Below are 20818 nucleotides of genomic sequence, written 5' to 3' on the forward strand. Positions count from 1 at the left end.
CGTGCCGCCGGACAAGGGGAGGAAGCATGCCCGTACCGCTGTACCAGGCCAAGGCCGAGTTCTTCCGGATGCTCGGCCACCCGGTGCGAATCCGGGTCCTCGAACTGCTCCAGGCCGGCCCGACCCCGGTGCGCGACCTGCTGCCCGAGCTGGACATCGAACCGTCCAGCCTCTCCCAGCAGCTCGCCATCCTGCGCCGCTCCGGCCTGGTCACCGCCACCCGCGAGGGCTCCACGGTGGTCTACGCCCTGGCCGGCGCCGACGTCGCCGAGCTGCTCCGGACCGCCCGGCGCATCCTCACCGAGCTGCTCGCCGACCAGGGCATGCTGCTGGAGGAGCTGCGCGCCGCGCGCTGACCGCCGGACGCCCCGGGCCCGGGCCGGGGCGCCGGGGCGGGGCGTCCGGCGGTCAGTCGGCGCCCGCCCCGGCCAGCATCCGGAAGTCGTAGGCCCTCGGGAGGTCCCGGTCGGGTCCGGCGCCGCCGGTGGCCCGCCGGTGGGCGAACCAGAGTTCGTGCAGGGAGCCCTCGCCCTCGCGGAGGTCGGCGACCTCGATGCCCTCGCGGAGCAGGCGGCCGCAGCGCTCCGCGTCCCCGGCGTCCAGCGCGGCGCGGGCCTCCGTCCAGCGGACCCGGCCCGCGGCGCGCTGGTCGGCGTCCAGCGCGTCGAGGCGCTCCAGCACCTCCCGGGGGTGCCCGGCGCGGAGCAGGACGTCGGCGGCCTCCAGGACGAGCGGCAGCAGCGCGGGGGCGAGCCGGAGCGCCTCGCGGTAGGCGCGGACGGCGCCGTCGAGGTCGCCGGTATGGGCGGCGAGGGCGGCGAGGCTGCGCCAGGCCCACGCGGTGGGGCGCCGTTCGACGGAGCTCCGCCAGGCGGCGCGGGCGCCGTCGTGGTCGCCGGCGTGGGCGCGCAGGGTGCCGAGGTGAAGCCGGGCGAGCCAGCCGTCGGCGGCGGCCAGCGGCCGGGTCCACACCGGGTCGGTCTGGTAGGAGGGCGGCGGCCGGTCCGGGTCGTCGGCGCTGATGGTGCCGCGGGTGAGGAGTTCGAGCCAGGGGGCCTGCTCCCGGCCCAGGGTGCGGGCCGGGAACGGGGTGCCGGGGGTGGGCAGCGGGGCTTCGCCGGCCAGGGTGCGGCGCTGCTGTTCCAGGGCGCCCCAGCCGGAGCCGTCCTGCAGGACCTCCTCGGGTTCGCGGTCCGCCCAGGCGGCGGAGGCGTCGAGTTCGGCGTCCAGCAGGTGCTGCGGGAGGAGGGCGTCCAGGGCGTGTTCGGCCGCCGCGCGGGCCGCCGTCCAGTCCGTGCCGTGGACGGCGGCGGGGTCGGCCTCCAGCAGTCCGTACGCCTCGGTCCAGGCCCAGCGGGCGCCGGCCGGCATCGGCAGGTGTTCGAGCTGGGTGCGGGCCAGGCCGGCCTGGATCTCCAGGTAGGCGTGGCCGGGTCCGGCCAGCCACTCCTGCCAGTGCCGGCCGCCCGCGCCCCGGCCCCAGAGGAAGAGCTTGCGGCCGCGCAGCCGCTCGGTGGACGCCTGGACCAGGCCCCGGCCCTCCCCGTCCAGGGCGGCGACCCAGCCCCGGCGGCCCGCGGGGACGTCGAAGAAGTAGTCGGCGGCGTCCCGGGAGAGGGTGGTGCGGGTGAGGTCGGTGCCGTCCGGCGCGGGGAGGGCGACCCGGCGGACCCGGCGGTCGTAGGAGAACTGCCAGGCGGCCTCGGCCGGGGCCAGCACCCGGACGTCGGGGGCCTCGGGGACGGCGGTGTTGGACCACCAGTACATGGGCACCGCGGTGGCGCGGGGGTTGGTGATCCGGACGTGGACCAGCAGCACCGGGGAGCCCTCGGGGAGGCAGGCGTCGATCTGGAAGACGACGCCGCGGATCCGCTCGTACTCCCACATCCGCAGCACCGGGGTGCCGTCCGGGCGGGTGAGGCGGGCGGCGTGCAGGGGTTCGCAGGTGGTGGGGGCGTGGCCGATGGTGCCGATGTTCCACTCGACGCCGCCGGCCAGCCAGGCGCCGCGCAGGGCGAGGTTGGCGGGCTGGAACACCGGGTTGCGGAAGAGGAGTTCGCGTCCGGTCGGCCGGTGCACCACGGACTGGAGCCGCCCGCCCGCGCCGAGCAGGAAGGTGGCCCGCAGGACGTCGTTCTCCAGCACCGCCACGGGGTGCTCGGCGGGCGACCGGTCGCGGGTGTAGCCGTCCTGCACCAGGTAGGGCAGCACGGAGGGCACCCGGCCGTAGCCGATGTTGTGGCGCATCTCCTCGTCCGCGTCGCCGGCGTCCTCGACCTGGTGCTGGTCGGTGCCGCCGAACAGCGGGGGGAGCGGGTTGACGGGGCCGACCGGCGCGGTCGGCAGCGTCAGGGTGGTCAGCCGCAGCTCACTCATCTGTTGCTCTGCCTCTTCGGGGTAGGTGCGGGGGCTACTTGACGCTGCCGGCGGCGAGTCCGGCCTTCCAGTAGCGCTGCAGCAGCAGGAACATCACCACGATCGGGACGACCGACAGCAGCGAACCGGTGATGATCAGGTTGTAGGGGACGGTCTGGCCGCGCTGCTCCTTCCAGGCGACCAGGCCGACGGTGACCGGCTGCAGGCGGTCGTTCGCGAGCATCAGCGACGGCAGCAGGTAGTTCGTCCAGACCGTCACGAACTGGAACAGGAAGATGGTGACCAGCGAGGGCTGCAGGACCCGCAGGGCCAGCGACCGGAAGATCCTGAACTCGCCCGCGCCGTCGATCCGTCCGGCCTCCAGCAGTTCGTCGGGCACCGCGGCCGTCGCGTAGACGCGCGCCAGGTAGACGCCGAACGGGCTGACGACGCTGGGGACGAACACCGCCCAGAAGGTGTTCACCACGTGGGTGGCGGAGAACATCAGGTACAGCGGCAGGGCGAACAGCGGGGCCGGGATCAGGATCGCGCCCAGCACGGTGTTGAAGACCGCCTCGCGGCCGCGGAAGGCGTACTTCGCCAGCGCGTAGCCGGCCATCGCGGACAGCAGGGTGGCGACGGCCGCGCCGCCGACCGCGTACAGCAGGCTGTTCAGCAGCCAGCGGCCGAAGACGCCGTCCTGGACGCCGAGCAGGGTGGAGACGTTGCGGACGAGCTCGATCCGCCCGGCGAACCAGAAGCCGTTGCTGGAGAAGAGGTCGCTGCTGCCCTTGGTCGCGGAGACCACCAGCCACCACACCGGCAGCAGGGAGTAGACCGCCGCGAGCACCAGGACGGCGAGCACCCCGGCCCGGCCGGCCGGGTTCGCGGGCCGGACCGGGCCCTTCGACGCGTTCTTCACAGGGCCGCTCCGCGCTTGTTGACGAACCGCATGAAGCCGAACGAGAGGACGAAGATCACCAGCGCGAGGATCACCGAACGGGCGGCCGCGGCCTGGTAGTTGTTGGCCGCCACCTCGTTCTGCGCGGCCATGATCGGGGTCCAGTCGGCGGACAGGTTGGGGGCGACGGCCCGCATCACGACGGGCTCGTTGTAGAGCTGCGCCATGCCGATGATGGAGAACACCGTGCTCATCACCAGCGCGGGCCGGACCATCGGGACCTTGACGTGCCAGGCCAGCCGCCAGCCCGTGCAGCCGTCGAGCTCGGCGGCCTCGGCGAACTCGCCGGGGATCGCCTTCAGCGCCGAGTGGATGACGATCGTGTTGTAGCCGGTCCAGCCCCAGGTCAGCATGTTGCCCACCGACCAGGGCAGCACGCCCTCGGCGGTGAAGTCGACGTGCAGGCCGAGGCCGGCGAGCGCCCGGGCGATCGGGCTGACGTCCGGCTGGTACAGGAAGGACCACATCAGGCCGCCGACCACCCCGGGGATCGCGTACGGCAGGAAGAAGGCCAGCCGGAAGAAGCGCCGGCCCGGGGTGCGGCGGCCGTCCAGCAGCAGCGCCAGCAGCAGGGCCAGGCCCAGCATCAGCGGCACCTGCACGGCGCCGATCAGCAGCACCCGGACGACGGAGGAGGTGAACGCGCGGTCCGCCAGCGCCTCGGTGTAGTTGGCGAAGCCGGCGAAGACCGTGGACGGGGGCGTGAGCCCGAGGCCGGAGCGGTGCAGCTTGAAGAGGCTCTGGTGGACGGCGTAGCAGATCGGCGCGACGAAGGTCAGCAGGAACAGGGAGCCGAACGGGAGCAGGAAGCCCAGCGGCGTCCAGCGCCGCCGGTCGAAGGCGCGCGGCCTCGGGGCGGCCGGGCGCGGGGCGGACGGCGGGGCGGCGTCCGGCGGGGTGGGCCCGGGGCGCTCCCCCGGGCGCGCCGGGGCGGGGGTGGTGGGCGACGGGTGCATGGTCAGCCGGTTTCCATGCCCTGGGTCTTCATCTCGGCCAGGGTCTGGGCCTGCGCGTCGGCCAGCGCGGCGTCCAGGGTGCCGGTGCCGGCGCCCGCCCGGCCGAGGCCGTCGCCGAGGGCGCCGGAGGTCTTGGTCATCACCGGGCCCCACTGGAAGCCGGGGTCGACCCGGGCGGCGCTCGCCTTGAACACGTCGTAGATCCGCTGGCCGCCGTAGAACGGGTCGGGTTCGGCCAGGGCCGGGTTGTCCAGGCCGGTGAGGGCGGCGGGGTAGATGCCGGTCTCCTTGATCAGGTTGCCGACGCTGGCCGGGTCGGTGCCGAACCAGTGGGCGAACTCGACGGCCTCCTCGACGTGCTTGCAGCCCTTCAGCACGGCGGTGGGGGTGCCGCCGGCGTTGCCGGCGGCGGGCGCGGCGGCGTCCCAGACCGGCATCGGGGCGACGGCCCAGTTGCCGGCAGTCTGCTTGACGCTGTCGGCGAGGATCGGGGTGTCCCAGACCGCGTTGACGTCGGACAGGATGGTGCCCTCGCCCATGCCCTGGTAGAGGGCGGTGTCGAAGCTCGGCACGACCTTGACCAGCTTCCGGTCGATCAGGTCCTGCCAGAAGGCGGCGACCTTCCTCGTCGCCGGGTCGTCCACGTGCACGGTCCACTTGTCGCCGCCGGTGCCGAACCACTTCGCGCCGGCCTGCTGGGCGAGGCCGGCGAAGTTGTAGGCGTCGTTGCCGAAGTAGCCGATGTAGGCGTTCGGGTCGGCGGCGTGGACGGTCTCGGCGTCGGCGGCGTACTCGGCCCAGGTCTTCGGCGCCTCGGTGATCCCGTACTTGGCGAAGAGGTCCTTGCGGTAGATCAGGCCCATCGGGGCGATGTCCACGGGCAGGCCGTAGGTGTGGCCGGCCACCCCGGACTGGGCGAACGCGGCGGCGGCGTACTCCTTCGCGTAGGGCGCGGCGGCGGCGGTGGCGTCCTGGAGCGCGCCGGCGGCGGCGAAGGTGGGCAGCGTCTCGAAGCCGACCGAGCCGAGGCAGGGGGCGTTGCCGGCCTTCACGGCGCTGAGCAGCTTGGTGTAGCCGCCCTTGGCGCCGGGCGAGATCTTGCTGTAGACGACCTGGACGTCCGGGTGGGTGGAGTTGAAGAGCTCGACGGACTTCTCGTAGCCGGGGGCCCAGCCCCAGAACTCGATCCGGACCGGTCCGGCGGCCTTCTCCCCGGAGCCGCCGGAGCCGCAGGCGGCCGTGGCGGCCAGCGAGGCGACCGCCACGGCGAGGGTGGCGGTTCTGAGCGCGCGGTTCTTCATGAGGGTCCTCTTCTGCTGCCTGCTGGGGGGGCGGGTCCGGCCCGGGCGCGGTGGTGGGGGCCGCGGATCGCCCCGGGCGGGTTATTTCGGCTAGTGTGTTAATTAAGGATCGAGGCTGTCAAGGGGCGCGGAGGGCCGTTGCGCAACCGCGATGAACCGCCGCACCGCCCACGGGTACGGGCAACCCACCTGCACGAAGGGCGGGTTGGCACGGCGCACGACAGCCGCCGACTCGGCGTCGGCGCCGGTCGGCGCCCGGCGGGCGCGGGCATCCGCGGTTATTTCGTGTGCTGCATGAACTAATATGGCCAGGCCACCACGGCCTGCACGGCAGGCCCGGAACGAGGAGAGCACGTGCGACAGACGCAGCGCGGCACCACCGGCACCGGCGGCCCCGCGGGCGCCGTCCTGGCGGGCCACCCCGAGGTCGCCGACAAGGCGTCGCTGCGCCGCACCAACCTGGGCGTGATGCTGCGCCAGCTGCGCGAGAACGGCGCCCAGTCGCGCACCCACCTCGCCACCGCGAGCGGCCTCCCCCGGGCCACCGTCTCGGTCCTGGTCGCCGACCTGATCCAGCGGGGCCTGGTGCGCGAGGGCGAGCTCGACCGGGCCGGCGCGGTCGGCCGGCCGCACCGGATGGTCGAGCTCGACGGCCGCTGGATCTGCGGAATCGGGGCCGAGCTGGGCCCCGACCACGTCACCGTCCTGGCCCTCGACCTGCGCGGCACCGTCGTCCACCAGGAGCGCCTCGCCCTCGACGTCCCCGCCCTCACCCCGCAGGCCGCCCTGCACGAGGTCGCCGACCTGGTCGCGGACTGCCTCAGCGCGGTCGCCGCCCGCGGCATGCACACCATCGGGATCACCCTGGTCACCCAGGGCTCGATCGACAGCGCCTCCGGGACGGTCGCGGTCGCCACCAACTTCGGCTGGCACGGCGTCCGGGCCGTCCAGGAGCTGCGCGCCCGACTGGGACGGCACGCGCCCCCGGTCCTGCTGGAGAACGACGCCGAGTCCGGCGCGCTCGCCGAGTACCTGGCCGCCCCCGACAGCGGCACCGGACCCCGCGAACTCGTCTACGTCACCGGCGGGATCGGCGTCGGCGGGGCCGGCATCTCCGGCGGCAAGCTGCTGCGCGGCTCCGAGATCGGCCACATGAAGCTCGACCGGCTCGACCGGCCCTGCGGCTGCGGCCGCACCGGCTGCTGGGAGGTCGCCGTCGGACTGCAGGCCCTCCTGGACGCCGCCGCCGACCCCGACGACCGGGTCCACGACCGCTCCGTCGACCTGGCCGAACGGCTCGACGACCTGCTCGGCCGGGCCGACGCCGGCGAGCCGCGCACCCTCGCCGCGCTCGCCGCCGTCGCGGACGACCTGGCCCTCGGACTCAGCGTCCTGGTCGACGTGCTGAACCCGCCCCGGATCGTCCTGGGCGGCCACTTCGCGGCCCTCGGCCGGTACCTGGTCGGCCCCGCCCAGGAGTTCCTCGACCGCCGGCGGATCTCCCCCGCCTCCCAGCAGGTCGCCGTCTCCGCCTCCACCCTCGGGCTCTCCAACGCCGCCCGGGGCGGCGCCCAGCTGGCCCTCGAAGGGATCTTCCAGGACCCCTCCGACATCCCGGTCCGGCCGGCCCCGGACGAGGACGGCACCCGCACCGCCTGAGCCCGGCCGCCCCCTGCGCGGCCCTCTCCCCCGCGTTCCGCCCCCGCGCCCTCGGGCGCTTTCCTCCCCGCGCCCTCCCCCGCGCCCTCTGCCGGGCCCCGGGGCGCCGCGGCACGGCCAACCCGCCCGTCCGGGCCGCGACTTGGCCGCCGCCCGCTCTTGACTTCATCCCCGGGCGCTGCCACGGTGTGCGTGAAGTTGCTCGAATCAGCACCCGAAAGCGCAACTTCACGCACACCGGCACCGCGCCGGCCGACCGCGGGTGATCGCCCCGCCCGGCCGCCGCCCGGCTCCCGCCCGCCCCGCCCGGCCCCGGCCCGCCCTCGGTCCGGCCCCGGCCCGCGGGCGGCCGCACCGGCGCGCCCCACCGCGCGGTGCCCCTGACGCAGTGCCCCCACCACGAAGCGCCCTCACCGAAGGAGCACCCGTGCCCTCCCCGCGCAGATTCCTGGCCGCCCTGTTCGCCGCCGCCGTCCTCCCGCTGTCCGGGGCCGCCCCGGCGGCCCCCGCCGCCGCGGCCCCAACTCCCCCGCCCGCCGCCGCGTACACCGTCGGCGTCGGCACGCCCGTGCCGTACCCGTACCCGACCGACACCCCGGCGTCCCCGTACGTCGACAAGGACGGCACCTTCTACTTCCAGCAGTCCGCCGCCCTCTACGGCGCCGGCGACCGCAGGTACTGGGACTTCTACACCGGCACCGACTTCGACACCGCGACCAGGTCCGGCCCGATCAGCAACGCCGTCGACCCCGCGAACGGCAGCGACAGGAACGACGACACCACCTGGCGCTGCAACAACAGCCCCACCGGCCGCGAGGCCACCTACGCGCCGAGCGGCTCCGGCTACGCCCAGCGGAACTACTGCGACCTCGCGGGGGTGTGGGTCGACCCCGACACCGGCGACTGGTACGGCCTGGTGCACAACGAGTTCACCCCCCGGCCCTTCGGCAGCGATGGCCTGCACTACGACGCCGTCGACTACGCCGTCTCCGAGGACCAGGGCCGGACCTGGGACATCAGGGACCACGTGATCACCTCCCCCTACAGCACCGCCAGGGGCGACACCGCCGCGTTCCCGAACCAGACCTTCTCCTACGGCGACGGCGACCAGCGGCTGTACGTCGACACCGCCTCGGGGTACTTCTACGTCTTCTACGGTTCGCGGATCCTCGACAAGAGCGGCGGCTGGAAGGCCTTCTACGAGCACGCGGCCCGCGCCCCGATCGCGCGGAAGATGGCCCCGGACTCCTGGCAGAAGTGGTACGACGGCGCCTGGAGCCAGCCCGGCGTCGGCGGCCGGGAGAGCAACATCGTCCCGGTCGGCTCCGGCGGCGGCACCGGGTACACCCCGGTGTCCGGCGAGTACGACCCGGCCCGCACCGGCACCGCCGCCCAGCAGATCGCGGCCGGCACGATGCCCCCGACCTCGCCGCTGTTCGTCATGGACGTCACCTACGACGCCTACCTGAAGCTCTACGTCGGCCAGCCCCAGGCCGTCGACCAGAGCGGATCGGCGCCCCAGCAGTTCTACGCCACCGCCGACCTGTCCACCCAGAAGTGGTTCCTGCTCGGCGACACCGGCGGCTACCACACCGCCTCCTGGTACCGCTGGTTCCTCGACGGCGCCAGCCGGACGAGCGGCACGATCGTCGGCAGGACCTTCCGCTCCTACTGCGCGTTCAGCTGCGCCAACGGCGCCTCCGGCGCGTACGTCGACGTCACCGTCGGCGCCTCCGCCACCACCCCCGGGCCGGTCGACGAGGGCCGGGCCTACCGGATCGGCAGCGGCGGCGGCCGCGTCCTGGCCCAGGTCTCCGGCGGCTCCGCCACCACCTCCACCGCCGCCGCCACCGGCTCCGCCCTGGAGTCGTGGACCTTCACCGGCAACGGCGACGGCTCCTACCGGATCACCAACGCCGCCACCGGCCGACTGCTCGGCGTGGACTCCGCGTCCACCGGCGGCCGCGCCTGGGGCGCCCGGCCCACCGTCACCGCCGCCCCGGCGGGCGGCCCCGGCGTCGGACAGCAGTGGTGGGTGGTGCCCGGCACCTCCGCCGACAACACCCCCACCGGCGCCGTCCGCCTGGTCAACCGCTACAGCGGCCTGGTGCTCGGCCTCTCCGCGGCCCCCGGCCGCCCCACCGAGACCACCCCCGTCCGCAGCTGGACCGACACCACCGGCGGCACGGTCGGCGGCGGCCGCACCGCGGGCGAGCAGACCCTCACGCTGACCGCCACCGGCACGGCGCCCGAGACCGTCACCGTCGCGGGCCCCGGCGACCAGTCCGGCGCCCCCGGCACGGCGGTCTCGCTCCAGCTCACCGCCACCGACAGCGCTGGCAAGGCCCTCGCCTTCACCGCGACCGGCCTGCCCGCCGGCCTGACCATCAGCCCCTCGGGCCTCGTCACCGGCACCCCGACCACCGCCGGCTCCACCACCGTCACGGTCACCGCCTCCTCCGGCACCGCCACCGGCAGCACGGCCTTCACCTGGAGCGTCGCGCCGTCGTGGAGCGGCACCCACACCCTGACCACCGGGGGCAAGGCCCTCGACGACCCCGACCACTCCACCACCGCGGGCACCCGGCTCGTCACCTGGGCCGCCAACGGCGGCACCAACCAGGACTGGGTCCTCACCCGGCAGCCGGACGGCAGCTACCAGCTCGCCAACGGTCTCTCCCACCTCTGCCTGGACGTCGAGGGCGGCTCCACCGCCGCCGGCGCGCGGATCATCCAGTGGACCTGCACCGGCGGCGCCAACCAGCGCTGGGTCCTCACCCCCGCCACCGGCGGCTACCGCGTCACCGCCAGGAACAGCGGCCTCTCCCTCACCACCGCCTCCACCGGTGACGGCGCCGCCGTCACCCAGCAGGCCGACACCGGCTCCGCCCTCCAGCGCTGGACCCTCGGCTGACCGGCCGGGGCGTCCTGCGGCCCCCGCCCGCCGGACGCCCCCGCTGACGCCCCGCCGCGCACCCCCGCCGCGCACCCCGCGCGGCGGGGCGTCAGCGGGTGATCAGCCGGGCCAGCCCGTCCGCCAGCCGCCGGTACTCCTCGGGGCGGTTGTAGAGCTGGGCGCTGATCCGCAGGACGCCGCCGCCCTGCCAGGGGCGGACGGCGACGCGGGTGTCGAGGGCCCGGCGGACGGCGACCATCAGGGCCTTGGCCGCGTGCTCCTGCTCGGCGACGCCGGGCGGCAGCCGGAGGGCGCGCATGCCGAGGCCGGACACCTCGGGGAGGGCGCGCAGCCCGGCGCGTTCGACGAGGACGCGGCGGCCGTACGCGGCGAGCCGGTCGTTGTGGTCGCGGAGCTGGTCGGCGCCGATCCGGTGCAGCAGGGCGAAGCCGGCGGGGGCGGCGAGCCAGGGGGTGTAGTCGAAGGTGCCGCGCCACTCGACCCGCCAGGGGAAGCCCCGGTCGTGCTCCCAGGAGAACATCAGCGGGCGGACCCGGGGCCGCCAGGGCCGGTCGACGGCGAGGACGGCGGCGGCGCGCGGGGCGAAGGCCCACTTGTGCAGGTTGCCGACCCAGAAGTCGGCGCCGCCGGCCGCGCCGCCGAGGTCGACGGGGAGGGCGCCGGGGGCGTGCGCGGCGTCGACGACGGTGGTGACGCCGCGGGCGCGGAGTTCGGCGAGCAGCGCGGGCGAGGCGATGGTGCGGGCGGTGGGCGAGGTGATCAGGTCGAGGACGGCGACCCTGGTGCGCGGGGTGACGGCGGCGAGCACGCGTTCGGCGACGGCCTCGTCGTCGGGGGCGTGCGGGGAGATCCGGACGCAGCGGACCACGGCGCCGGCTTCGGCGGCGCGGCGTTCGGCGGCGCGGGTGACCACGCCGTAGCCGTGGTCGGTGACCAGGACCTGGTCGCGCTCGTCGAGCGGGACGGAGTCGAGGGCGATGGCGACGCCCTCGGTGACGTTGGTGATCAGGGCGAGCCGGCCCGGGTCGCCGCCGAGCGCGGTGGCGACCTCGGCGCGGGCCCGGCCGATCCGGTCGGGGGCCTCCAGGAAGAAGCCGTCGGGGTCGCGTTCCATCTCGGCGCGGAGCTTGGCCTGGTAGCGCTGGACCGGGACGGGGACGGCGCCGTACGAGCCGTGGTTGAGGTGGGCGCTGCCCGGGTCGAGGGTGAACAGGGTGCTGCTGCCGCGCAGCGGCGGGAGGTGCTCGGCGCCCTCGGCGTCCGACGCGCCGGGTGCGCCGGGTGCTGCGGGTGCGGCGAGCGGGCCCGGGTGTACCGGTGTCGTGCGCGGGTTCCCCGGGTTCTTCATCTCCACCCTCCAAATGCTGTGTGACATTTCACACTGCATACTTCTAGCCGAACGGGGGCCGACACGGCAACCATCGGCGGGTGACTCACACCGACCCCTACCTCGCGCTGAGCGCCGCCACCGGCCGCTTCAGCTACGGTGCCCCCCGCGCCGTCACCCTCGCGTCCGACGCGAGCCGCGCCCTGTTCCTGCGCTCGACCGGTTCCACCGACCCGGTCGAGCGCCTCTGGCTGTACGACCTGGCCACCGGCCGGGAGCAGGTGGTCGCCGACCCGGCGCTGCTCGCCCCGGAGCGCACCGGCGACGCCTCGGCGCTGCCGCCGCTGGAGCGCCGGCTGCGCGAGCGGATCCGGCTGTGGGCCCCCGGCATCGGCTCGTTCGCGGCCACCGCCGACCTCGCGCAGGCCGTCTTCGCCCTGGACGGCCGGGTCTTCCGGTGCGAGACCGCCACCGGCACCAGCACCGAACTCCCGGTGGTGGCACCGGCGTTCGACCCCCGCCCGAACGCCGACGGCTCGGTCGTGGCGTACGTCGCGGACGGCGCGCTGCACCTGACCCCGGGCGGCCGGGTGAGCCCGGAGGACGGCGCGCTGTGGGGCGTCGCGGAGTTCGCCGCCCAGGAGGAGCTGGGCCGGCTGCGCGGCCACTGGTGGGCGCCGGACGGCACCGCGCTGCTGGCCGCCCGGGTGGACGAGTCCGCGCTGCCGCTGCGGCACTTCGCCGACCCGGCGCACCCGGAGCTGGCTCCGGAGTCCTTCGCGTACCCGCAGGCCGGCGGCCCGAACGCGGACGTCCAGCTCTGGGTGCTGCGCCCGGGCTCCGCCCCGACCCGGCTGGTCTGGGACACCGGGCGGTTCCCGTACGTGACGGCGGCCGGCTGGGAGGGCGACGGCGAGGTCCTGCTGACCGTCGCGGACCGGCTGCAGCAGAACGTGCTGCTGCTGACCGCCGATCCGGCGACCGGCGAGACCCGCGAACTCTCGCGCACCGAGGACGAGTTCTGGGTCGACCCGCTGCCCGGCACGCCGCTGCGGCTGGCCGACGGCCGGGTGCTGACCTCCGCCGACACCCCGGCGGCCCGCGGCGTCGCGCTGGACGGCAAGATCCTCACCGACGAGCGCCTGCAGGTGCGCCGGGTGGTCGGCTCGTGGCGCGACGGCCGGCTGCTGATCGAGGCGGGCGACGGCGACCCGGCCGACCAGCACGTCTTCCTGCTCGACCCGGACACCGGGGCGCTGGAGAAGCTGACCGAGGGCGCGGGCGTGCACGCGGTCGCCGCCCACGCCGAGGACGTGCTGCTGCTCACCTCCGCCTCGCTGGACGGCATCCGCCGCGAGCTGCGGACCGCCGGGGGCAGCACCGACTTCCCCGACCTGGCGGCCGAACTCCCCTACCGCCCGCGGCCGTCGCTGGCCCGGGTGACCGAACTCGGGCTGCCCACCGCGGTGCTCTACCCGCGCGTCCACCGGCGCGGCCGCAAGCTGCCGGTGCTGCTGGACGTGTACGGCGGCCCGGGCTTCCAGGTGATCGCCAACGAGCCGCGCCGCTGGCAGCTCAAGCAGTGGTGGGCCGACCGGGGCTTCGCGGTGGTGACGGTCGACAACCGGGGCACCCCGTTCGTCTCGCCGGACTTCACCCGGGCGATCTTCCGCCGCTTCTCCCGGGTCGCCCTCGACGACCAGGTGGCCGCCCTCCGGGCGCTCGGCGCGGTCCACCCGGACCTCGACCTGGAGCGGGTCGGCGTGCGCGGCTGGTCGTACGGCGGCTACTTCGCGGCGCTCGCCGTGCTGCGCCGCCCGGACGTCTTCCACGCGGCCAGCGCGGGCGCCCCGCCCACCGACTTCCGGCTGTACGACACCGCGTACACCGAGCGGTACCTGGGCCTGCCGCAGGAGAACCCCGAGGGCTACGCGGCGGACTGCCTGATCGACGACGCGCCGGCGCTGCGCCGCCCGCTGCTGCTGATCCACGGCCTGGCGGACGACAACGTGCACCCCTCGCACACCCTGCGGCTCTCCGAGGCGCTGACCCGGGCCGGTCGGCCGCACGGCGTACTGGCGCTGCCGGGCACCAGCCACATGCTGCCGGACGGCGGCCTGGAGCGGGTGGCCGCGCAGGAACTGGCCTTCTTCGAGGAGAAGTTGGGCGTGCGGCGCGAGTCGGGCGCACCCTCTTCCCTGTAGTGGATGACATGTGAAATATTACCGCCCATCCGTTTATCCACCCTTTTTCAGAGGAGCGGGTCACTTGCGCAGACTTCCCACAGCCCTCATGGCCGCGCTGACCACCGGTGCGATAGCACTGACCACCACCCCCGCCTTCGCCCAGCCCGCCGAGCCCGCCGCCGACCTGACGGTCCGGCAGGGCGCGGACGGCGCGGAGGCCCCGCCCTCCCCGCTGCCCCCGCAGGAGAAGGCCCGGCAGGCCCTCAAGGCCCAGGCCCTGGAGCAGGTCAACCAGGGCAGGGTCGCCAGGAACGGCAAGACGGCGCCCGCCAAGGTCAAGATCGGCAACGACTACGTCCAGCTGGCCCGGCAGCGCACCGACAAGGTGTTCGTGATCCTGGCCCAGTTCGGCGACCGGGTGGACGACACCACCCAGTACAACGGGCAGGCCCGCTACGGCGGCACCCCGGGGCCGAAGCACAACGCGATCCCGAAGCCGGACAAGAGCGACACCCACACCTACTGGGAGAGCGACTTCGGTCGCGACTACTACCAGCGGATGTTCTTCGACGACGCGCCCGGCGCGAACTCGCTGCGCAACTTCTACCGCACCCAGTCCTCGGGCCGGTACGACGTCCAGGGCACCGTCTCCGACTGGGTGACGCTGCCGTGGAACGAGGCCCGCTACGGCTCGAACAAGGGCCCGCAGGGCGGCGGCGCGTGGACCCAGGGCCAGGAGTTCGTCCGGGACGCCACCAAGGCCTGGTACGACGGCGAGATCGCCAAGGGCCGCACCGCGGCGGACGTCAGGGCGGAGCTGGCGCAGTACGACGTCCAGGACCGCTACGACCACGACAAGGACGGGAACTTCGACGAGCCGGACGGCTACCTCGACAACCTGGTCGTCGTCCACGCCGGCGTCGACGAGACCTGGGGCGGCGGCGCGCAGGGCGGCGACGCCCTGTGGGCGCACCGCAGCTGGACCTTCCCGGACCCGACCGGGCAGACCGGCCCGGAGGGCAACAAGATCGGCGGCGCCCCGGTCGGCGACTCCGGCCTCTACGCCTACGACTACGTGCAGGCGGGCGAGAACAGCGGCGTGGGCCTCTTCGCCCACGAGTTCGGCCACAACATCGGCCTGCCCGACCTGTACCCGACCAGCGGCGGCGACAACTCCGTCAGCTTCTGGTCGCTGATGTCCTCCGCCTCCTACCTGGGCAAGGGCAGGAACACCACCGGCGAGTACCCGGGCGACCTGGACGCCTGGAGCAAGCTGCAGCTCGGCTGGCTGGAGTACGACGAGGCGCAGGCCGCGACCCGCTCCAGCCACACCCTGGGCGTCAGCGGCTACAACACCGACCAGGCGCAGGCCGTCCTGGTGCACCTGCCGCCGAGCACCACCACCACCTCGCTGGCCACCCCGTACGAGGGCGGCCGGCAGTGGTGGAGCGACACCGGCGACAACATGGACGCGGTGCTGTCGCGCACCGTCGACCTGACCGGCGCCACCGGCTCGGCCTCGCTGGACGCGGCCACCTGGTACGACATCGAGCAGGACTACGACTTCCTCTCGGTGGAGGCCTCCACCGACGGCGGCAGGACCTGGACGGCGCTGCACGGCACCGTCGACGGGCAGCCGATCGGCGACACCACCGCGCTGACCCCCGGCCTGAGCGGCACCTCCAACGCCTGGCGGCGGCTGCACGTCCCGCTCGACGCCTACCTCGGCACGAGCGTGCAGGTGCGCTTCCACGTCACCTCCGACTCCAACACCCACGGCAAGGGCGTGCTGGTCGACGCGGTCGAGCTGACCGCCGACGGCGCGGTGCTGCTGCGCGACGGCGCGGAGAACGGCGGCGACGGCTGGACCGAGATCGGCTTCTCGACCGTCCAGGGCAAGGACGCCGTCAAGGAGCACCCGCGGGCGTACCTGGTGGAGAACCGCCGCTACGCCGGGTACGGCGCCTTCCTGAAGACCGGCCCGTACAACTTCGGCTACTCGGGCGTCACCGGCAAGGGCAACGTGATCGACACCTACCCGTACCAGGAGGGCGTCCTGGTCTGGCTGTGGGACACCGCGTACGGCGACAACAACACGGTCGAGCACCTGGGCGGCGGTCTGATCCTGCCGGTGGACGCGCACCCGCAGGCGCAGCGCTTCGCCGACGGGTCGGTGACCAACGGGCGGTCGCAGCCGTACGACGCGACCTTCTCGCTGAAGCCGACCACCTCGTTCACCCTGCACAAGGCCGGCGTGGCCACCGTGGTGCCGTCCAAGCCGGCCGTGCCGGTGTTCGACGACCGCCGCGGGGTGTACACCGACCCGGCGATTCCGCAGCTCGGGGTGAAGGTGCCGGACACCAACACCAGGATCGAGGTCGTCCGGGAGACCCAGGGCGGCAAGCTCACCACGGTCAAGGTGGGTCCGGCCTCCTGACCGGGGCGTGATCTACTGGGATCCGGCAAACCCGGTGGTCGGCGGCTTGTAAAGCGTTCTTTCTAAAGCTAGCTTTAGAACATGAGCGACCAGCTGCCGGCCATCCGGCTCACCGACCCGCGCGCCCTGCGCGCCTACGCCCATCCGACCCGGATGGCCCTGGTGGGCCTGCTCCGCCTGCACGGACCGCTGACCGCGACCCGGGCGGCGGAGCTGCTCGGCACCGAGTCGGTGGCGAGCTGCTCCTTCCACCTGCGCCAGCTCGCCAAGTACGGCCTGGTGGAAGAGGCGGGCGGCGGACGCGGCCGGGAGAAACCCTGGCGGGCGACCGCCGCCTTCACCAGCTGGGACGCCTCCCCCGCCGACCCCGAACGGGCCGCCGCCACCGAGGCCCTGCAACGCGCCGTCCTGGACGGCTACTTCGCCCGCGCCACCGACTGGCTGCTGCACCGGGGCGCGGACACCGCCGAGTGGCGCGAGGCGGCCGGCTTCGGCGACAGCGCGGTCCTGGTCACCGCCGCCGAGCTCGCCGAACTGAACGCCCGCGTCGAGGAGTTGCTCCGCCCCTACGTGGAGCTCCTGACCGCGCCGGGCCCGCGCCCCGAGGGCGCCCGCACCATCCAGCTGGTCCGACTCGCCCTCCCCACCGACCGCCCGGAGGGGGAAGCGCCGTGACCGCCCTGGACACCCGCCCGGCCGGCGCGGTCCGCCGCCGGATACCCGAGCTGCTGCACGACCCGGCCTTCCGCCGCTACTGGACCGGGCAGACCGTCTCCTCGCTCGGCGACCAGATCACCCTGCTGGTGATCCCGCTGGTCGCGGTCTCCGTCCTGCACGCCGACGCCGCCCAGATGGGCTACCTCTCCGCCGCCGGCTACCTCCCCTACCTGCTGCTCTCGCTGCACGCGGGCGGCTGGGCCGACCGCTACGGCCGCCGCCGCCGGGTGATGATCGCCACCGACCTGGGCCGCGCCGCCGTCCTGCTCACCATCCCGCTGGCGTACGCCGCCGGGGTGCTCACCCTGGTGCAGCTGTACGCGGTGGTGCTGGCCGTCGGCGCGCTGTCGGTGTTCTTCAACGTCTGCAACCCGCCGCTGTTCGTCGCCCTGGTGCCCGCCGAGCACTACCTGCGCGGCAACGCGCTGATCAACGGCAGCCGGGCCGCGACCTACGTGGCCGGACCCGGGCTCGGCGGCCTACTGGTCCAACTCCTGGCCGCGCCACTGGCCCTGGTCGTCGACGCCGGCTCCTTCCTGGTCTCCGCCGCCTTCCTCCGGAAGATCGACCCGGCCGAGCCGCCGCCCGCCGAGGCGGGCCACGGCGGCGCCGCCGAGGGCCTGCGCTGGATCCGGCGGTCCCCGGTGATCCGGGCCGCCCTGCTCGGCACCGCCACCGTCAACCTGTTCACCTTCGTCATCGGCGCCCTGTTCGTCCTCTACGCCACCACCGAACTCCACTTCAGCGCGGGCCTGCTGGGCGCCGTGATGGCCGCCGCCGCGGTCGGCACGCTGATCGGCGCGGCCCTCACCGGCCGGCTCTCCGACCGGATCGGCGTCGGCCCGGCCCTGCTGTTCGGACTGGTGCTCTTCCCCGCCCCGCTGCTGCTGTTCCCGCTGGCCGGCGGCTCGGTCGCCGCCTCCGCCGCCCTGCTGTTCGGCGCCGAGTTCCTCTCCGGGGTCGGCGTGATGATCCTCGACATCACCGCCGGCGCGGTCTTCGCCGCCTGCATCCCGGACGCGCTGCGCTCCCGCGTCTTCGGCGCCTACCAGGCCGTCAACTACGGCGTGCGCCCGCTGGGTTCGCTCCTCGGCGGCCTGCTCGGCAGCACCCTGGGCCTGCGCCCCGCCCTCTGGATCGCCGCCGTCGGCGCCACCGCCTCCGGCCTCTGGGTGCTCTTCTCCCCCCTCCCCCGGATGCGCGAACTCCCCACCCAGGACGAGGAGTCGAGCCGGGCCTGACCCGCGCGCAGCACTCCCGCGACGGCCGTGCGCCGGGCACCCGGGCCACCGGGCCGCCCCGTACGGCCGTCGGCCTCTCTCCGGCCCGGCACTCCGCGCCCCGCGCGCCGCACCCGCGCGCCGGGCGGCCCCGCCAGCGACCGGCCGCGTACTCGTCAACGGCCGCGCACCCTAGCGCATTCGCGCATATGCCCGAGGGATATGACGGAAAGTCTCGCCCTTCCGTGGCGGCGCCGGTAGCGTTGCGTTCTGGTCAGACTACCGCAGGTGAAGGCGGTGAAGGCGACGCACCGTGCCCCCGCACGGTGGGGAGGGAACGCGGTACGTGCCCGGGATCGAGGAGTGCCTTGCGGAAGCCATGGGGATCACCGGCGCCCTGGGGGTGAGCCTGGTCGACTGGACCAACGGCCTGGCCATAGGCACCGCCGGTCTCGGCCCCGACGGCGACCACGAGGTGGGCGCGGCCGACGCCACCGAGCTGGCCCGGGCCGTCACCCAGACCCCCTCGTTCGCCGACCCGGACAGCGGGGCGCCGCCCGCCGAGGACGTCATCGTCACCTCGGCCGGCCACTACCACCTGCTGCGCTTCGTCCCCGCGGCCTTCGACGCCAACGTCTTCCTCTACCTGCGGCTGGACCGGGACACCGCCAACCTGGCGATGGCCCGGCTGCGCCTGGCCGCCGTCGCCGAGCGGCTGGTGCTCTCCTGATGTGGTCCACCGACACCCTCGTCCCGGCGGCACCGGCCCCGCCCGCTCCCCCCGTCCCGCCGTCCCTGCCGCCGCTGCTGGTCGCCTCCCCGGTCTCCGCGCAACGGCCCTCCCCCGCCGGGCGGTTCGACCGGTCCGTCCCCGGCCCGTACCTGACCTCGGACCGGCCCGACGCCGCCGAGCCGCCCCCGGCCACGGACCCGGCACCGGCCCGGTCCCGGTCGCACGCCGCCCCGCTGCCGCGCCGCCGGCGCTCCAGCTGCGCGCCCGCGACCACCTTCGAGGCGGCGCTGACCGACCTCGCCGCGGACGGCTCCACCGGCGCGCTGCACGGCCCGGACGGCGCGGTGCACCTGGCGGGCGGGCTGGTGGTGCACGCCGAGGCACCGGACGCCACGACCGTCGGCCGGCTGCTGACCGGCGCCGGACGGCTGACCGCGCGCGAGTGGGAGGACAGCCTGCGGCTGGGCGCCGACCGGCTCGCCGAGCACCTGCTGGGCAGCGGCCGGCTCGGCGCGGGCGAGCTCGAACTCGCCCGGCTGGCGGCCACCTTGGACGGCGCCCAGCAGGCGCTGGCCCAGCACGACGGGGAGCTGCGCTTCGACCCGGCCGCCCGCCCGGCGTTCCGGCTGGCCCGCCCGCTCTCGGTGCTGGAGCTGCGCGGCGCGATCGGCCGCCGCCGCTCGCTGCTGGACGGCTGCTGGCCGTCCGCCGAGCTGGACCGGGCGCCGCTGCTGGCCACCGGCGCGGTGCCGCGCTGCCGCACCGCGGTGCCGCACCGCCGCCGGCAGGCGCTGCTGGCGGCGGCGGACGGCACCCGTACCGCGCCCGAGCTGGCCCGGCTGCTGGGGCGCTCCACCTACGGCACGCTGCTGGACGTCCGGCAGCTGGCCGCCGCGGGGCTGCTCGCCGCCCCCCGGCCGGCCGCCGTCCCCGACCCGCCGCCGGCCGCCGTGCCGCAAGCCGCGCCGCCGGACGTGCTGTTGCCGCCCGGTCCGCGCTCCTACGACTCCTCGGACCCGGAGGTGGGCCTGCTGCTCCGACTACGCGCTGCCCTGGAGGCCCTGTGACCGCCCCGCTCGCCCGTCCCGTCCCGCCGACCGAGTCATGAAGCGGACCTTTCGACAACTGACCACGAGGAGGGTCCCCGTGCTGCCGGAAGCGGAGGTGCAGGCCGAACTGCGAGGCCTGCGGGCGCGGATCCCGCACCTGACCGGCTCGCTGGTGGCGACCATCGACGGCCTGGTGGTGGCGCACGACGCGTCCGCCCTGGAGGCGGAGGGCGTCGCCGCGCTGACCGCGGCCGCGCTGGGCGTCGGGTCGCGGCTGACCGAGGCGACCGGACAGGGCGCCTTCCGGGAGCTGATCACCCGCGGCGAGCGCGGCTACACCGCCACGTACGCGGCGGGCGCGTACACCGTGCTGACCCTGCTGGCCGGTTCGCAGGCCAACGTGGGCCGGCTGCACCTGGAGGCCCGCCGGGCCGGGGCCCGGATAGCGGCCCTGGCCGACGCCGACCTCGACCGGACGCCCCTCTGACCGCCGCCCCGTCCCCCGTCCCGACCCCCGGCCCGTCCCTGGACGCTCATCTCGTCCCGCAACAAACCCGTCGTGCAAGAGAGCTGACGGGTCGTCAATTCCTTTCACGGAAGAGGTACCTGGAAAAAATGGCTGCTGTGGAAACCGCGCTCAAGGACATCATGGGCTCGATCGAGGGCACCATCGGCGTCGCCCTGGTCGACTACAACAGCGGGATGGCGCTGGGCACCATCGGCGGCGGGTCCGACCTGGACCTGAACGTGGCCGCCGCGGGCAACACCGACGTGGTGCGGGCCAAGCTGCGCGCGATGGAGCTGCTGAACCTGAACGAGGCGATCGAGGACATCCTGATCAGCCTCTCCACCCAGTACCACCTGATCCGGCCGCTGACCTCGCGCTCCGGCAAGGGCCTGTTCCTGTACCTGGCGCTGGACCGGAACCGGGCCAACCTGGCGATGGCCCGGCACCAGCTGAAGAAGGTCGAGGCCGAGCTGGAGGTGTGATCCTCCGGAG

16 protein-coding genes are annotated in these 20818 nt (G+C 74.8%); 11 read left to right on the forward strand and 5 right to left on the reverse strand.

All coding sequences use genetic code 11. The annotated features are described in order from the left end of the window. Positions 1-26 precede the first annotated feature (26 nt). Entirely contained in the window at positions 27-356 is a 330-nt protein-coding gene (locus ACZ3J7_RS16550; RefSeq protein WP_100839265.1) for an ArsR/SmtB family transcription factor, read from the forward strand. Between the two features lie 52 nt (positions 357-408). On the opposite strand, the gene ACZ3J7_RS16555 is transcribed toward ACZ3J7_RS16550, so the two are convergent. Genes ACZ3J7_RS16555 through ACZ3J7_RS16570 form a run of 4 tightly spaced genes read right to left on the reverse strand, consistent with a single transcriptional unit; the run spans position 409 to position 5573 of the window. Then, positions 409-2376 carry a DUF5107 domain-containing protein gene (locus ACZ3J7_RS16555; RefSeq protein ID WP_465621260.1) on the reverse strand — a complete coding sequence of 656 codons (1968 nt, stop codon included), beginning with the start codon at positions 2374-2376 and terminating at the stop codon, positions 409-411. A gap of 34 nt (positions 2377-2410) precedes the next feature. After that, positions 2411-3277, reverse strand: a complete 867-nt coding sequence (locus ACZ3J7_RS16560; RefSeq protein WP_465621262.1) for a carbohydrate ABC transporter permease — start codon at positions 3275-3277, stop codon at positions 2411-2413. After that, positions 3274-4272 carry a carbohydrate ABC transporter permease gene (locus tag ACZ3J7_RS16565; RefSeq protein WP_465621264.1) on the reverse strand — a complete coding sequence of 333 codons (999 nt, stop codon included), beginning with the start codon at positions 4270-4272 and terminating at the stop codon, positions 3274-3276. Before ACZ3J7_RS16565 ends, ACZ3J7_RS16560 begins: the two co-directional genes overlap by 4 nt. A 2-nt stretch (positions 4273-4274) precedes the next feature. Next, a complete protein-coding gene (locus ACZ3J7_RS16570) occupies positions 4275-5573 on the reverse strand; it encodes an extracellular solute-binding protein (RefSeq protein ID WP_465621266.1) in 1299 nt (432 codons plus the stop codon). 354 nt (positions 5574-5927) lie between these two features. Between ACZ3J7_RS16570 and ACZ3J7_RS16575 the strand changes: the two genes are divergently transcribed. Continuing rightward, positions 5928-7232 (forward strand): ROK family protein, encoded by a 1305-nt coding sequence (locus ACZ3J7_RS16575; protein WP_465621269.1) that lies wholly within the window; start codon positions 5928-5930, stop codon positions 7230-7232. A 427-nt stretch (positions 7233-7659) separates the two neighbouring features. Then, positions 7660-10146: an RICIN domain-containing protein gene (locus ACZ3J7_RS16580; protein ID WP_465621271.1), complete on the forward strand. Its 2487-nt coding sequence runs from the start codon at positions 7660-7662 to the stop codon at positions 10144-10146. A gap of 91 nt (positions 10147-10237) precedes the next feature. Here the strand turns inward: ACZ3J7_RS16580 and ACZ3J7_RS16585 are convergent, their stop codons facing one another. Beyond that, positions 10238-11497, reverse strand: coding sequence for an aminotransferase class V-fold PLP-dependent enzyme (locus tag ACZ3J7_RS16585; RefSeq protein WP_465621273.1), 1260 nt, complete (start codon positions 11495-11497; stop codon positions 10238-10240). Between the two features lie 80 nt (positions 11498-11577). On the opposite strand from ACZ3J7_RS16585, the gene ACZ3J7_RS16590 reads away from it, so the two are divergent. From ACZ3J7_RS16590 to ACZ3J7_RS16625, 8 genes are all read left to right on the forward strand, one after another. Beyond that, entirely contained in the window at positions 11578-13680 is a 2103-nt protein-coding gene (locus ACZ3J7_RS16590) for a S9 family peptidase (RefSeq protein WP_465621275.1), read from the forward strand. A 64-nt stretch (positions 13681-13744) separates the two neighbouring features. Next, positions 13745-16099: an immune inhibitor A domain-containing protein gene (locus ACZ3J7_RS16595; protein WP_465621277.1), complete on the forward strand. Its 2355-nt coding sequence runs from the start codon at positions 13745-13747 to the stop codon at positions 16097-16099. 81 nt (positions 16100-16180) lie between these two features. Then, positions 16181-16774 (forward strand): winged helix-turn-helix domain-containing protein, encoded by a 594-nt coding sequence (locus ACZ3J7_RS16600; RefSeq protein WP_465621279.1) that lies wholly within the window; start codon positions 16181-16183, stop codon positions 16772-16774. Beyond that, positions 16771-18057 (forward strand): MFS transporter, encoded by a 1287-nt coding sequence (locus ACZ3J7_RS16605; RefSeq protein WP_465621282.1) that lies wholly within the window; start codon positions 16771-16773, stop codon positions 18055-18057. Before ACZ3J7_RS16600 ends, ACZ3J7_RS16605 begins: the two co-directional genes overlap by 4 nt. Before the next feature lie 325 nt (positions 18058-18382). Beyond that, positions 18383-18766 carry a hypothetical protein gene (locus ACZ3J7_RS16610; protein ID WP_465621284.1) on the forward strand — a complete coding sequence of 128 codons (384 nt, stop codon included), beginning with the start codon at positions 18383-18385 and terminating at the stop codon, positions 18764-18766. Continuing rightward, positions 18766-19836: a transcriptional regulator gene (locus tag ACZ3J7_RS16615; protein ID WP_465621287.1), complete on the forward strand. Its 1071-nt coding sequence runs from the start codon at positions 18766-18768 to the stop codon at positions 19834-19836. The genes ACZ3J7_RS16610 and ACZ3J7_RS16615 overlap by 1 nt, the downstream gene beginning before the upstream one ends. Before the next feature lie 79 nt (positions 19837-19915). Beyond that, a complete protein-coding gene (locus ACZ3J7_RS16620; RefSeq protein ID WP_465621289.1) occupies positions 19916-20305 on the forward strand; it encodes a roadblock/LC7 domain-containing protein in 390 nt (129 codons plus the stop codon). Positions 20306-20433: 128 nt separating this feature from the next. Then, positions 20434-20808, forward strand: a complete 375-nt coding sequence (locus ACZ3J7_RS16625; protein ID WP_465621291.1) for a hypothetical protein — start codon at positions 20434-20436, stop codon at positions 20806-20808. Positions 20809-20818 lie beyond the last annotated feature (10 nt).

The sequence above is a fragment of the Kitasatospora sp. NPDC015121 genome (assembly GCF_055562955.1).

What these genes read in the sequence shown, in the direction of transcription:
- ACZ3J7_RS16555 (WP_465621260.1), bottom strand. Translation starts at nt 2,376, where the DNA reads ATGAGTGAGCTGCGGCTGACCACCCTGACGCTGCCGACCGCGCCGGTC.
- ACZ3J7_RS16585 (WP_465621273.1), bottom strand. Translation starts at nt 11,497, where the DNA reads ATGAAGAACCCGGGGAACCCGCGCACGACACCGGTACACCCGGGCCCG.
- ACZ3J7_RS16600 (WP_465621279.1), top strand. Translation starts at nt 16,181, where the DNA reads ATGAGCGACCAGCTGCCGGCCATCCGGCTCACCGACCCGCGCGCCCTG.
- ACZ3J7_RS16565 (WP_465621264.1), bottom strand. Translation starts at nt 4,272, where the DNA reads ATGCACCCGTCGCCCACCACCCCCGCCCCGGCGCGCCCGGGGGAGCGC.
- ACZ3J7_RS16570 (WP_465621266.1), bottom strand. Translation starts at nt 5,573, where the DNA reads ATGAAGAACCGCGCGCTCAGAACCGCCACCCTCGCCGTGGCGGTCGCC.
- ACZ3J7_RS16615 (WP_465621287.1), top strand. Translation starts at nt 18,766, where the DNA reads ATGTGGTCCACCGACACCCTCGTCCCGGCGGCACCGGCCCCGCCCGCT.
- ACZ3J7_RS16625 (WP_465621291.1), top strand. Translation starts at nt 20,434, where the DNA reads ATGGCTGCTGTGGAAACCGCGCTCAAGGACATCATGGGCTCGATCGAG.
- ACZ3J7_RS16550 (WP_100839265.1), top strand. Translation starts at nt 27, where the DNA reads ATGCCCGTACCGCTGTACCAGGCCAAGGCCGAGTTCTTCCGGATGCTC.